Source organism: Rossellomorea sp. QJM3NY_18 (assembly GCF_056173145.1).
Genome location: NZ_CM149659.1, coordinates 1,551,398 through 1,566,304 on the forward strand (window position 1 = coordinate 1,551,398; position 14,907 = coordinate 1,566,304).

General features: G+C 42.2%; 10 protein-coding genes. 8 read left to right on the plus strand and 2 right to left on the minus strand.

What is annotated here, in order from left to right; genetic code table 11:
- The first annotated feature begins 24 nt into the window (after positions 1-24).
- The 3 genes from AC0VXY_RS08005 to AC0VXY_RS08015 all read left to right on the plus strand — a co-directional run bounded on the left by AC0VXY_RS08005 (position 25) and on the right by AC0VXY_RS08015 (position 3,950).
- On the plus strand, positions 25-1,080 hold the full coding sequence (locus tag AC0VXY_RS08005; RefSeq protein WP_435991774.1) for a M42 family metallopeptidase: 1,056 nt from the start codon (positions 25-27) through the stop codon (positions 1,078-1,080).
- A 187-nt stretch (positions 1,081-1,267) separates the two neighbouring features.
- On the plus strand, positions 1,268-2,743 hold the full coding sequence (locus AC0VXY_RS08010; protein WP_475527486.1) for a UDP-N-acetylmuramoyl-L-alanyl-D-glutamate--2,6-diaminopimelate ligase: 1,476 nt from the start codon (positions 1,268-1,270) through the stop codon (positions 2,741-2,743).
- Between the two features lie 124 nt (positions 2,744-2,867).
- The gene (locus tag AC0VXY_RS08015; RefSeq protein WP_475527487.1) at positions 2,868-3,950 is read left to right on the plus strand and encodes a GGDEF domain-containing protein; all 1,083 of its coding nucleotides are present in this window, start codon (positions 2,868-2,870) and stop codon (positions 3,948-3,950) included.
- A gap of 28 nt (positions 3,951-3,978) precedes the next feature.
- Here the strand turns inward: AC0VXY_RS08015 and AC0VXY_RS08020 are convergent, their stop codons facing one another.
- On the minus strand, positions 3,979-5,196 hold the full coding sequence (locus AC0VXY_RS08020; protein ID WP_435991768.1) for a NupC/NupG family nucleoside CNT transporter: 1,218 nt from the start codon (positions 5,194-5,196) through the stop codon (positions 3,979-3,981).
- Positions 5,197-5,367: 171 nt separating this feature from the next.
- Between AC0VXY_RS08020 and AC0VXY_RS08025 the strand changes: the two genes are divergently transcribed.
- The 4 genes from AC0VXY_RS08025 to nhaC all read left to right on the plus strand — a co-directional run bounded on the left by AC0VXY_RS08025 (position 5,368) and on the right by nhaC (position 10,657).
- Positions 5,368-5,601 carry a YueH family protein gene (locus tag AC0VXY_RS08025; protein ID WP_435991766.1) on the plus strand — a complete coding sequence of 78 codons (234 nt, stop codon included), beginning with the start codon at positions 5,368-5,370 and terminating at the stop codon, positions 5,599-5,601.
- 129 nt (positions 5,602-5,730) lie between these two features.
- Positions 5,731-7,299 (plus strand): peptide chain release factor 3, encoded by a 1,569-nt coding sequence (locus AC0VXY_RS08030; RefSeq protein WP_475527488.1) that lies wholly within the window; start codon positions 5,731-5,733, stop codon positions 7,297-7,299.
- Positions 7,300-7,692: 393 nt separating this feature from the next.
- Complete coding sequence (locus AC0VXY_RS08035) at positions 7,693-8,721, plus strand: EAL domain-containing protein (protein WP_475527489.1); 1,029 nt, start codon at positions 7,693-7,695, stop codon at positions 8,719-8,721.
- A gap of 526 nt (positions 8,722-9,247) precedes the next feature.
- A complete protein-coding gene (nhaC, locus tag AC0VXY_RS08040; protein ID WP_475527490.1) occupies positions 9,248-10,657 on the plus strand; it encodes a Na+/H+ antiporter NhaC in 1,410 nt (469 codons plus the stop codon).
- A gap of 62 nt (positions 10,658-10,719) precedes the next feature.
- On the opposite strand, the gene AC0VXY_RS08045 is transcribed toward nhaC, so the two are convergent.
- Entirely contained in the window at positions 10,720-11,592 is an 873-nt protein-coding gene (locus AC0VXY_RS08045) for a hypothetical protein (protein WP_475527491.1), read from the minus strand.
- A 196-nt stretch (positions 11,593-11,788) separates the two neighbouring features.
- Between AC0VXY_RS08045 and AC0VXY_RS08050 the strand changes: the two genes are divergently transcribed.
- The gene (locus AC0VXY_RS08050; protein ID WP_475527492.1) at positions 11,789-14,878 is read left to right on the plus strand and encodes an efflux RND transporter permease subunit; all 3,090 of its coding nucleotides are present in this window, start codon (positions 11,789-11,791) and stop codon (positions 14,876-14,878) included.
- The last annotated feature ends 29 nt before the right edge of the window (positions 14,879-14,907 follow it).

Genomic DNA, 14,907 nt, shown 5'->3' on the forward strand with positions numbered 1-14,907 from the left:
TAATATGGGAAGGGAGGGAGTCAAATGAATACATACCCAGATACGAAGAAGACCATTCAATTAATAAAGGAACTTGTAGAAATTCCAAGTCCTTCAGGAAACACGGATACGATCATGAATTTTGTGGAGGAATATTTCACGGATTTACAGGTGGAAATGAAAAGGAATCGAAAAGGTGCACTCATCCTCACCCTGCCTGGTGAGGATACATCGAGACATCGTATGCTGACGGCACATGTCGATGCATTAGGGGCCATGGTCAAGGATATTAAGAGTGACGGACGCTTACGACTATCCATGATTGGTGGATTTAGATGGAATGCGGTGGAAGGGGAGTACTGCAGAATTGAAACATCTTCAGGTAAGACCTACAGTGGGACCATCCTCATGCATCAAACCTCTGTCCATGTATACAAAAATGCAGGTGAAGCGAAACGGGACGAAACGAATATAGAAGTTCGGATCGACGAAAAAGTCCGGAATGCCACAGATGTAAGAGAGCTGGGAATAGAAGTTGGGGATTTCGTATCATTTGATCCCCGTGCTGAAATTACAGAAAGCGGGTTCATAAAATCCCGTCACCTGGATGATAAAGCGAGTGTAGGGATGCTCATGCAGTTAATACGCCACATTCAATTGGAAGAAATCACGCTTCCTTATACGACTCATTTTCTGATTTCAAATAATGAAGAAATCGGATATGGAGGAAATTCGAATATTCCTGACGAAACGATTGAATATTTGGCAGTCGATATGGGTGCGATCGGTGACGGTCAATCCACGGATGAGTTTACCGTATCGATTTGTGCGAAAGATTCAAGCGGACCGTATCATTATGGACTGCGCAAGCATTTAGTCTCATTGGCTGAAGAGAATGGTATTGAATATAAAGTGGATATTTATCCCTACTATGGATCGGATGCCTCCGCTGCCATACGGGCAGGGTTTGATATTGTCCATGGATTGATAGGTGCAGGGATCGATGCGTCCCATGCCTACGAACGTACCCATGAATCTTCCATTCTTCACACGGAAAATTTGCTTTGGCATTATGTTCAATCCAAGATGGTCATTGAATGAACAAGCAGTCTTCCATCATCTTTTACCGGGTGATGGAAGACTTTTTTTGTTTTGCGCAAATGTAAACGGGGTATGGTGACATTTGTGTGAGAAAAAATTAGTTTTGATTTTAGGAGGTATTTCTCTTATCAAAGCTAAGATGATAAGATAAAATAAAAACACTAATAACTTAAAATGAGGTAAAAGAATGATTACATATAATCTGTTAGAGAGCATTAAATTAAAAACGGTATACGGTGAACTGCCTTCCGAAATAACTGATATTCACGTCGATTCAAGAAAAGTGACAGAAGGCACTATGTTTGTATGTACGAGAGGTTACACAGTGGATGGGCATGATTTCGCCGCAATGGCCGTTGAAAAAGGTGCGACCTTAATCGTAGCTGAAAAGCAGCTTGATATTGATTTAAGTAAGGCGGCATTAGTTGTAGTAAAAGATACATTCAAAGCCCTGGCTCAATTATCGAATAAATATTACCATTATCCTTCTCAGAAACTAACTGTTTTCGGTGTGACGGGCACAAATGGAAAGACCACGGTCAGTAATCTGATTCATTCCATTCTTAAACGAGACGGTCAGAGTTCTGCTTTATCCGGAACGATCGGGTTTAATCTGAATGGTGAATTGCTGCCGAGTGAAAATACGACATGTGATAATTTAACGAATCAACAGATGATGCAAAGTGCACTGGATCGGAGGATTGAAAACTTCACCCTGGAAGTATCCTCTCACGGACTGGCGCTCGGCAGATTATGGGGAATCGACTTTGATGTTGTTGCATTCACAAACTTAAGTCATGATCACTTGGATTATCATGGAACGATGGAGCATTACGGATATGCAAAAGGTCTTTTATTCTCCCAGTTGGGGCAGGACCTTCAAAATCCAAAGTATGTCATCTTGAATGCCGATGATGAATGGTATCACCGTTACAGCTACATGACTCCACATGAAGTCATAAGTTACGGACTTGACGCCCATGCAGACTTCAAGGCGGTGAATATTGAATATTTCAATGATATGACGAAATTCACGTTGAATTCACCGGAAGGAAGCTTTGAGGTGGAAATGAAGCTCTTAGGGAAATTCAATGTCTATAATGTACTGACTGCCATGGCATGCCTGTATGCAAGGGGGATGGAAATCACAAGACTCGTGGAAATCATCCGTGACCTGCCTCCAGTGAATGGACGAATGGAGAAGGTTGACATGAAGGCACCGCTATCTGTGTACATCGATTACGCCCATACACCTGATGCCATTGAAAATGCCATTCAGTCTGTCCTTCCGTTTAAGGAGAATAAAATCATCTTCCTGGTCGGTACTGGTGGAAACCGTGATAAGACAAAACGTCCGACAATGGCAGAAAAAGCCTCACTCGCAGACTATGTCATCCTGACGACGGATGACCCAAGGTATGAAGAATACGATAGTATCTTGAGTGACCTGGAAAAAGGAATGCAGCATGAACGATATGCCCTCATCGGGGATCGTGCAGAAGCTGTTAAACATGCTATCGAAGTAAGTGAACCGGGAGATATCATCATCTTCGCAGGAAAAGGGCATGAGGACTATCAAATCATAGAGAATACAAAATATCCCCACAGTGATAAACAGATTGCTGCGGAAGAAAGCAATCTGAAGTACGGGATAACCGAATAATCTCTATAGTGGAACAGACCAATACGACAAGTGTTGGTCTGTTTTATTTTTTTTTGATGATAGACGGAATTCACAATCTTTGGTAAATTTATAGTACACATTAAAAGATGAGAGAATGAATCCTATGAAGTTTTCGTTATATTTGAATGATTATGAAACAGAAAAATTGTTTTCCACTTTGAGATGGCTGTTTGTCCTGATCGCCACGCTTATCTTTTACATGCCTCCATTTTCAGAAAATATTACAACGAACAAAACGGTCTATCCTTATTTATTGGTATCAGGAGTCATTTATATGCTGGTGACTCAAATTGCATTGATACGGGCAAGGGAGGACAAGCACAGTCTTCAATTCATACTGAAGACGGGTATCGTCTTTGATTTTCTGGCACTGATTTGGCTGATGGTTTTATCACAAGGAATACATAGTCCGCTATATCCGATATCCATTTTATTCGTGATGCACGCGACGATCTACTGGAGGACGAAGGGTGCACTCGTCTCCCTGTCTGTATTCAGTGTAAGCTATGTTGTGATGGGCTTTATGACAGTCGATATCCTTCAATTTCAGCATTATTTCACTTTGACGTCCAACTTGTTTTTTCTATGGATCATCGGGTTATTCGGGGCGTTAATCATGTTAAGAGAGCGGGCTCATTATGTCCAAAAAGAAGCCTACCATCACCTTGCCCATAAGGACTATTTATCAGGTTTGTTTAATCATCGTTCGTTTCAGGAAAGATTCAGAAGCAAATTGGAAGTGAAGGAATCCTTCATCCTATTGCTGGGAGATATAGATGATTTCAAAAAGGTGAATGATGAGTTCGGCCATTTGGCAGGGGATGAGGTCATTCGGAAGACAGGTGAAGTCTTTCTTATTCATGCCGGAGCATACAAGGGGCAGGCCTTCAGATATGGTGGAGAAGAATTTGTCTTTATCTTACCCTTTATGGATGAACATATCATCCAACGGTTTCTTCAGGAATTGTATGGACAGTTAAAAGAATTGGAGCCAATCGCCATTTCCATGAGCTTCGGTCAGTCTCAATCGACTGAAACCCTGGAACCTGAAAGACTGATCGCACTTGCCGACGAACGATTGTATCAGGCCAAGAAAGCGGGTAAAAAAAGAACCTGCCTGGCAAATGATGCACTGTTCAGGCCGGGTCATCCTATAACTTATAAAGAAAAAGAAGCCATCCGCTAGTGGGTGGCTTCTTTGATGAAACGATGAATTAAATGAACATCCCGGCAATGGCAGCACTCAATAGTGAAGCAAGTGCCCCTGCAGCGACTGCTCTTAATCCTAAACGGGCAATATCTCCTCTGCGATTCGGTGCGAGATTCCCGAGTCCTCCCAGTAATATTCCCAGGGAAGAAAGGTTCGCAAATCCACATAATGCGAATGAAATGATTGCTACTGTTTTATCGGACAGGTTTCCGATTTCCGGAGCGAAAGCTGAATACGCAACAAATTCATTAATGACAAGCTTCTGCCCAATGAAGTTCCCTGCTGTAACCGCTTCATGCCATGGTACTCCGATTGCAAAGGCAAGAGGTGCAAATACATAACCAAGAATAAGCTGAAGAGAAAGGCTGTCAAATCCAAACCATCCGCCCACAAATCCAAGTAAGCCATTGATCATGGCGACAAGAGCGATGAATGCAAGTAGCATAGCTCCAATGTTTAAAGCCAGTTGCAGACCTACGCTTGCACCATTGGCAGCAGCATCGATCACGTTGGCCGATTCCGAATCCGCTTCCATTTCAAACACTTCAGGTTCGGGAGATTCGTCTGTTTCAGGCACAAATAACTTGGCCATGACAAGTCCCGCAGGTGCAGCCATGAAGCTTGCAGCAAGTAAGTATTCCAGTGGGACTCCTAAAAGAGAATAACCAACAAGGACAGATCCGGCTACTGATGCCAACCCTCCCGTCATGACGGCGAAAAGTTCCGATTCAGTCATTTTCGCTAAGAAAGGTCTTACCACTAAAGGTGCTTCTGTTTGTCCGACAAAGATATTTGCTGCAGCAGACAATGATTCCGCTTTCCTTGTTCCCAACAGTTTAGACAAACCGCCGCCTAAAATCTTGATGAAAAATTGCATGATTTTAAGATAATAAAGAACTGAAATTAAAGCTGAGAAGAAAATAACGACAGGAAGTACATTGAATGCAAAAATGAACGCTATGTTTGATTCCTCAGTGTAAAGTCCTCCAAAGAGGAAAGTGATCCCCTCGTTAGAATAATTGATGATGGCATTAACCACTTCGGTCAATCCTTTAAGGGCACCCTGTCCCCAAGAAGTCTTTAACACGATAAAAGCGAAAAATAACTGTATGGCAAGTCCTCCAAGGACTGTTCTGACATTAACCCGCTTTTTGTTCTTAGAAAATGCAAAAGCAATTCCCATAACGACAATGATACCCATGATACCCCATAAATATTGCACTTCTTTCACCTCTTCGATAAGTATGATTGGAACTTGATGCTTTCGGATTTTTATTTTACAATTCTTTCAGACGTCTGACAACCTATAATTGCAAGATTTGTCGAAAGTTGTACGGACAACATCGTCAATAGTATGCGCAAATACAGCGTTTTCATGAAAGGGGATACAATATTGAAGATCAGAAAAAATTTTTTGGAAGGCTTGGAACAAAAAGTATATATATATGAAAACAAGAAGGATGAGTTCTTTCTGATAGCTGTACCTGCGATTGAATGGTCGTATTCCTTCTTTTATCAGGATGAAGAAATCCAATCAAAATTGCTCCATTCATTACTGGAAAGGATCCCACAGGAAACAGCCGAGACGTTAAGTTCACGAATTGTCCAATGGACCACTGAGATGTAAAAACGATCCACCCGGCGCTTATTATTCTTGAAAGAGGTAAACGGGGGCTTCTTGCTCCATTCTTTGTTGCATTGTTACTTTAGAACGAATATGATGAGAAAGTGAGAATGACGAGAAAGGATTTTATGAATGAAAATAGACTTTATACAGGAAGTTCAATCAAGACGGACTTTCGCCATCATTTCCCACCCGGATGCTGGGAAAACAACCTTAACAGAACAGCTACTATTATTCGGAGGTGCGATTCGCGCCGCTGGAACAGTTAAAGGAAAGAAATCAGGTAAGTTTGCAACATCTGACTGGATGGAAATCGAGAAGCAGAGGGGGATTTCTGTCACTTCTTCTGTCATGGCCTTCGATTATGACGATTATCGGGTGAATATCCTGGATACACCAGGTCACCAGGACTTTTCCGAAGACACCTATCGAACATTGATGGCAGTTGACAGTGCTGTGATGATCATCGATTCAGCGAAAGGGATTGAAGCACAAACCTTGAAACTATTCAAAGTTTGTCGAATGAGAGGTATTCCGATCTTCACCTTCATCAATAAGCTTGATCGCCAAGGGCGTGAACCACTTGAGTTATTGGAAGAGCTTGAAGAAGTATTGGGAATTCAATCTTATCCAATGAACTGGCCGGTAGGAATGGGGAAAGAATTCTTAGGAATCTATGATCGCTTCCATAATCGCATCGAGCAATTTCGAGTAGAAGAAGATGATCGCTTTATCCCATTAAATGACGATGGTGAAATTGAGGGCGAACACCCTCTTAAAGAAAGCAACCTCTATAATCAGACTCTTGAAGATGTTTTGTTGCTGAATGAAGCTGGAAACCAGTTTTCCCGTGAACGCATAGCGAATGGAGAATTATCTCCAGTCTTTTTCGGAAGTGCATTAACGAACTTCGGGGTTCAAACATTTCTAGAAACATACTTACAGTTTGCGCCATCTCCGCAGCCAAGAAATTCCGATGCTGGAGAGATTGAGCCGACAGCAGAGGATTTCTCCGGGTTTGTATTCAAGATTCAAGCCAATATGAACCCTGCTCACCGGGACCGGATTGCTTTTGTCCGCATTTGCTCAGGTCAATTCGAGAGAGGAATGACGGTCAATCTTTCCCGTACAGGAAAGTCCATTAAACTGGCGCAATCCACTCAATTTCTTGCAGATGATCGGAGTACGGTGAATGAAGCGGTCAGTGGGGATATCATCGGGGTTTATGACACGGGTACGTATCAAATCGGTGATACACTTGTTCAGGGAAAACAGGGTTTTCAGTATGAAAAGCTGCCTCAATTTACGCCTGAACTTTTTGTCCGTGTCACAGCCAAGAACGTGATGAAGCAGAAGCACTTCCAAAAAGGGATCCTTCAGCTTGTTCAAGAAGGAGCCATTCAGTATTATAAAACACGCACGGAAGATATCATTCTTGGAGCGGTTGGTCAACTTCAATTTGAAGTATTTGAGCATAGAATGAAGAATGAGTACAACGTTGATGTGAAAATGGAACCGATCGGATCTAAAATTGCCCGGTGGATTGAAAACGAAGAGGATGTCAAGGAGAACATGTCAAGCTCCAGGAGCATGCTGGTCAAGGATCGACATGATAATCTCGTCTTCCTTTTCGAAAACGATTTTGCCATGAGATGGTTCAATGATAAAAATCCGGATATTCGTTTATATAGTTTAATGTAAGCACACTTAGCACTTCTCCTGAACTGGAGGAGTGCTTTTTCAATTTAATAAGGTTATTTTTCCTTTATTTTTTGGCTGTTTTGGTAAAACATTATAACGAATGCCGGTTGATTTCCACTCCAGGTGCTCGCTTTCCGCGGGGCGTGAGTTGAGCCTCCTCGGGCCATACACTAAGTTGACAGAGCATCTTCAAATCCTTGTGAACATAAAATGACGACAATTTTTGCGAAATAGCCTTTTTAGAAAAAAATGAAACAGCTGCTTCATGAAACATTCACAATCATTGAGTAATTTATCCTAAAATAAAGGGATATTACTGGTGCTGATAGGGTATTTAGTCATAGTATGTAGGTATGAGTATTTATTGCCGTTACAGGGGAAGGAAGAGATAGTATGCAATACGCATGTGCGAACTGTGGAATAGAGATGGAATATCATGAGGCAGGATTTTTATTTTTACATAACGAAAAAAGATTGGACTTACCTCTGACAGGATCAGTTGATAGGACAGAAGAAGGCTTGTATGTTTTTTCATATGACAATCTGGATGAGCTGAATGAAAAATTATCAGAAATAGAAACCACATTAGTGAAGGAAGGATGGACATGCAGTTTTAATTGTTCAGAGAAGCCCGGTCCCTTCCGTCTTGCAGAAGAATTCATGGATTTAATTAAATATAGAGAAATGGTAAAGCTGATTCAGGGAGGGGAATTTAAGAGCCATCTTCAACCTATCATCGATCTTAGCGATTTCAGTCTTTTCGGCTATGAATCGCTCTTACGCTCAGAGAGTGGCAGTAAACGCATCAATCCAGGGGAGTTGTTCGAAGCCGCCTCGCGAACTGGTTTTCATTCCATGTTGGATCAGAAGGCGAGGAAATCAGCAATCGAGTCCAGGCAGGGCCAAGTGGAACCTGGTACGAAGAGTTTTATCAATTTTCTTCCTTCAACGATTTATAACCCTGAATTTTGTTTGCGCCATACATTCAAGATTGTGAATGAATGCAATGTAAATCCTAAAGATCTCGTCTTCGAAGTGGTAGAAACAGAGAAGATTGAAGATGTCGATCATTTGCGGTCTGTTCTTGACGTGTATAAAAGAGAAGGAATGAAAGTCGCCCTTGATGACGTAGGTTCAGGTTTTGCAACAGTTGAAATGTTAAGCCTGCTTCAGCCAGACTATGTAAAGATCGATCGATCCTTCATCAATCACTGTGATCGTGATGAGGATAATCAGGCGTTTTTACGGAAAGTAATGAAGATTGCCGGAGAATTGGACATTTTGGTCCTGGCAGAAGGGATTGAGAGAAAAGAAGAATTGCTTTTCTGTAAAGAAATCGGAATCCACTATGCACAAGGCTATTTCATAGGAAAACCACAAGAAGAAGCGATGGAACCATTTGCAGGAACTCAATTCGTTTAATCGCCAAGCCCCTCCCAACATTTACGGGAGGGATTCTTAATGTAAGGGGATCCTTAAAAGGGAGAAGGAGAATAAAATAGTTCCTTGACAATTTCAAAGGGCATGATATTATATTACTATAAAATACTTTAGTGCATAAAAGCTTAAAAGCGTTTAAGGGTAAAAGAGTAATGGAATCCTTAAACTAAATCAATCACATATCTTTGTCTTGAACAACGCAGTAGGAAATAGTGCGACAGCAAACAGAGACTGGATGTCAGCTGAAAGTCCAGGTCCGCTTCTTTCTGAATTACATTGTTTATGAATTCTCTAAGTGGCTTAGGGGGTTTATCAAGAGACAACCTTTATGAAGTGGAAATAAACCAATGGATTGCCAGGGATCAGTCGATCTTATGCTTGTCATTAGTTTATTTCAATTAGGGTGGTAACGCGGAGAGCTCTTCGTCCCTATCAGGGATGGAGGGTTCTTTTTGTCATACAATCCCTTTTCGGTCACATAATAAATCTTACAGAAGGAAGTGTTAACATGTTAAACATTCAGAGCGTTCATAAACCGTCCGTTCCAGAAGCATCCGCAGTATTACTCGCTGTGCTGGGAATCATCAGTGTCAGCATTATAGGTGTGGGAGCGGTCCCTCATATTCCGATCATTCTTTCCCTCTTCTTTTTGATGGTTTATGGACAGATACGCAAAGTGAAGTTCAAAGAAATTGAAAAAGGGATGATTGCCGGTGCAGAGGGTGGATTAGGTGCCATTCTATTATTTTTCTTTATTGGACTGCTTGTGAGCAGCTGGTTGATCAGTGGGACCATTCCCACGTTGATGTTTTACGGGTTTGAGTTTGTCACTCCACATTATTTTTATGCGATTGCCTTTTTACTTACATCCTTAAGTGGAGTAGCAATCGGAAGCTCACTGACAACGGCAGCAACCATCGGTGTAGCATTGATCGGAATCGGTGAGGCTATGGGGTTATCCATGGCAATCACGGCTGGAGCTATCGTTTCAGGTGCTTTTTTTGGAGATAAGATGTCTCCTTTATCGGATACAACCAATCTTGCGTCATCCATTGTCAAAGTGGATCTGTTTACCCATATTCGAAATATGGCATGGACGACCGTACCAGCCTTTATCATTACATTGATTGTATTTGGTGTCCTATCGCCCGGGACCAGTATGGTCGACTTGGCCAAGCTTGATGCGTTACAGGAAGGTTTAATGCAGACCGGCCTTATCCACTGGTACAGTTTAGTTCCTTTAGTAATGCTGGTAGTGCTGATTGTATATAAGACGCCTGCATTATTCACACTGGCCATCACCATAGCCGTTTCTGTGTTCTTATCTTTTATCCACGGGACGTTAAAGGTAAATGAATTATTCCAGGTGCTATTCGAAGGTTTTACATCGAAGACTGGTGTAGAATCCGTTGACTCACTGTTGACAAGAGGGGGAGTGAACAGCATGATGTTTACGATTTCCCTTGTCATTCTCTCACTGAGTCTCGGTGGATTACTATTTAAACTGGGTATCATTCCGGCGCTGCTCCACAAAGTGTCTGCTGTCATTCAATCTGAAAGACGGACGATTCTTTCCACTGCATTATCAGCGATTGGGATCAATCTGGTGGTAGGAGAGCAGTACTTATCCATTCTATTGACCGGGGAAGCATTTCAATCTCAATACAAGAAATTGGGTCTTCACCCTAAAACCTTATCCCGGACATTGGAAGATGCAGGAACAGTGGTGAATCCTCTAGTTCCATGGAGTGTGTGCGGTATATTCCTCACAGATGTACTAGGGGTTTCAACCATGGAATATCTACCATTTGCGGTCTTCTGCCTGATCTCCCCGGTCATCACCATCCTGTATGGTTTCACAGGGTGGACCATCGAGAAAGAGCAAACGGAGAACAACCCTGTTATTTCGAATTCATAACAATCACCTAATGAAAAAGGACTGTCCATCTGTATGATTCACTCTCTTAGTGTGAGGATGATTCATTTAGAGGACAGTCCTTTTTGTTGCATTTCACTATATGTGTCAAAATAACGCTGGTAATAATGGCTTCCTGCAGAAATCATGAATAAATGAAATAGGGGGAGTACGCCGATCATCGCTGGATTGTTAAGTAATAATACACCTTCTTGTGTCATAAATACCTCAACAGTCAAGAGAAAAAGGATGCTCCATAATGTATATTTCCAATCGCCGTTCCTGAAAAAAATAACTAAACTATAAAAGTACGTCGTGAACCAAATGTACATGGCATTCCCTGCGATCAAATCCTTGACCGGATTCGAAAAATGATTCAGGGGAATGATATATAACTTGAGAAGGGAAGAGAGAATCCAGGCAAATGATAGAGAGATGGTGGAAAGTGCAAAGAACAAAGTGATGAAATGAACATAATGATTGTTAGATTCCTCCAGAAATCTCCACCACGTCTTGGCTAATATAACAGAAATGATAAGGAAAAATGTTGTATAATACGATTCCCACCAATGATGTTCGTATAAATTCGTGTGTGTGAACCACGTTTCTATAAGGTAGAAGATACCGATGATGACCGCAATCCTCCATGCCGGCAAGCGGTACAATACAATGTACGTTATCGCAATCGGAACCGACAATGCCTGTGAACTGATCGATCCCAGGACGCTGTCATTGTAATTATTCGATAAAATATGGGGATGATACGTATAGCTGTTAAATAATACAAATATGACATATTCAAATACATAGGCCAATCCGGAAATGAAAAGCCAAAATAGGATGATCCGGCCAGAAATTTGACGATTCCTCATCACAATCAAAGATAATGCGAAAATGCTGAAAAGGCTAAGGAATACAAAGGGAACCCAGTTCGCCATTCTAATGCTCCTTACGTTACAGTATAAAAATAGTGTATACCGATAAGGTGGAATTATTTATTTTATAGAAAAATAATCGATATTTATCATACACAGACGTTTTAATATTGAAGGATCTTCCTGAAGAGACTATAGTTAACAGTAACTCCTTCCAAAACGTAATGAACGCTATACATAAAGAAAGGGGAGCACTTCATTGAAAATTAGTGATTTTTCCATACGACGACCGGTGTTCACCATTGTCACCATGCTGCTGATCCTTATTCTTGGAGGAGTCTCCCTCCTCAGGATCCCTTTGAAACTCATTCCGGACCTCAATCCACCAGTAGGTGTCGTGGTGACCAATTATCCTGGAGCGGGTCCAGAGGAGGTGGTGGAGAAGGTAACAAAACCACTTGAAGAAAGCCTATCCACCTTACCGGGCATGAAGAACCTTCAATCGACTTCAAGGGAGGGTTCGAACTTTATTCTCCTTGAATTTTCATGGTCCACTTCCATCGATGAGATTGAAAATGATGTCCTGCAACGCCTCGACCAGACTCCACTTCCGGATGGGGCAGAGAATCCAAGGTTTCTCAAATTTGACCCTGCCCAGTTCCCGATCATTCAATTTTCTTTACGGGAAGAAGGGAACGATTCCAATCTCAAGACACTATCCGAGAATTTGAAACAGGAACTGACAAGAGTGGAAGGTGTCGCAAATGTAAATGTTTCAGGTTCATTAACGGACGAAGTGGTCATTGAATTGAATCAACAAGCGTTGAAAGATAATCGTCTGAGTCAAGGCGATGTGGTCAATACAATCCGTGCTAACAATGTGACCGCTCCCGGAGATACGATCGAGACAGATGGACAAACATTGACCACGAGAGTAGTAAGCAAGCTCCAGTCGGTGGAGGAATTAAAGGGATTGGTCCTTCAAGTGAATCCTCAAACCGGAAAGAAGCTTAAGCTTTCTGATGTAGCGAAAGTTGAACAGAGAAAACAGGATACAAACACAATCACACGCGCAAACGAAGAATCTGCCATCCTGTTCAGTGTGCTGCAACAATCAGATGCTAACACTGCCTCCGTATCGAAAGCGTTTCAAAAGGAGCTGGACCGCCTCTTAAAACAGGATCAATATAAATCAATCAAAGCTGATATCCTGTTCGATCAGGGGGATTACATCGCTCAAGCCATCGGGAATATCGCCAATTCCCTCCTGATAGGGGGAGCTTTTGCCATGCTCGTGCTCTTCTTATTTTTAAAAAATGTAAAAAGTCCCCTTATCATCGGGGTAGCCATTCCTTATTCAGTCATTGTTACGTTTGTTCTTATGTTTTTTGCCGATTTCGCATTGAACATCATGACATTGGGAGCCCTGGCTCTTGGAATTGGGATGTTGGTTGATAATGCGATCGTAGTCATTGAGAATATTTATCGTCATTTATCCCTGGGGAAAAATCCGAGGGAAGCTGCAAGTATCGGGGCAAAAGAAGTGGGGGGAGCCATCACCGCTTCCACCTTGACTACTGTAGCTGTATTTCTGCCGGTTGTTTTTATATCCGGTTTACTGGGAGAATTGTTTACCGAGTTCGCCTTGACGATTTCTTTTAGTTTATTGGCCTCACTTGTGGTGGCATTGACGGTTATACCGATGCTCGCAAGCAGACTGCTGAAGAAACCAAAAGGAAATATCGAAGCAAAGCGGAGACGTTCTAAGAGCAGAAAGACATTTGCCCGGTCGGTTAAATGGGCGCTACGTCACCGTTTCATCGTATTGTTCATCACTCTCATTACATTAGTGGGTGGCGGGCTGGGCCTTACGACGGTAGGGACACAGTTTTTGCCACCAACTGATGAAGGGTTTTTCAACATGAGGGTCGAATTGGATAATGGAGCTTCCGTCGATGAGACCAATAAAGTCGTCAAAGCGATTGAAGGCAGGTTGGAAAAAGAAAAAGATGTCGATGTTTTCGTAAGTCTGGTGGGTACAACCCAGGAAGAATCATTTAGAGGAAGCGGGAAAGGGAATATTGCAGAAATTTATGTGAAAATGGTACCTCTCGATGAGCGGGAGAGGTCGATTTTCAGCTTTGCGGATGAAGTAAAGTCTGAAGTGGAAAAAGCTGCACAAAAAGTGAATAAATCTGCTGAAGTTTCCTTTAATTTACAGTCAACATCCGGTTCCAGTCCTCAAACCTTGACGTTTAACCTGAGGGATACGGATCAGAATCGTCTGAAGGAGTCCGTCGATTCGTTATTCTCCTCTTTAAAAGGCATGAAAGATGTCACAGAAGTTTCAACAGATCAGATGGAGACTGTGAAAGAAGTCCAAATGAAGGTAAACCGGGAGAAAGCTCTTCAACAAGGAATAGCTCCTGCTCAAATCGGGACGCTCGTTCAAGATGTGACCCGGGGGGTCCTGACTACCCAAATGGTCACAGAGTCTTCTGACGTCATAAATGTTCTCGTTCAATATGACAGGAACATCACTGAAAATCTTGATTCTTTAAAGAAACTTCTCATTCCAAATGGACAAGGGAAGTATATTCAGTTAAACTCCGTCGTCGACTTTTCAATTGCAGATGGACCTGTCAGCATTCAAAGAATTGATCAGCAGCATGCCGTTCAATTCACACTCAACTATTCATCATCAACCAATCTTGGAGCCATTTCGAAGGCGGTAGATGAGAAAATCGAATCACTGGATCTTCCAAACGAGACATTGGTTTCATTCAGTGGGGACAGGGAGCTCCTTGAGGATTCCATTGATGACATGGTCCTGGCCCTTGGGCTTGCCATCGTGCTTGTCTATATGGTCATGGCTGCGCAATTCGAGTCATTTAAATATCCGTTTGTCATTATGTTTACTGTTCCGCTCATGGTAATAGGTGTAGCAATCGCCCTGGCCATTACACAGACCCCTATCAGCATATCGGCGATCATTGGAGTGATTGTACTGGCAGGTATCGTCGTAAACAATGCTATTGTCATCGTTGATTATATCAATCAGCTTAAAGAGGCGGGAATGAGCAGCTTTGACAGCATCGTAGAAGCAGTGCAGGACAGGGCAAGACCGATCTTCATGACGGCACTGACGACGATACTCGGCTTATTGCCCCTGGCACTGGGGCTGGGTGAAGGTACCGAAATCAATCAGCCTATGGGTATTGCCGTCATTGGCGGACTGATCAGCTCGACATTACTGACCATTTATGTCATACCGATTGTGTACAGTTTCTTTGATAAAGAGACGAGAAGAATGAAGAAACCAAGAGAAACATACGTATATAAAGAATAGAACACACAACGAGAGTTAACCGGATGCTA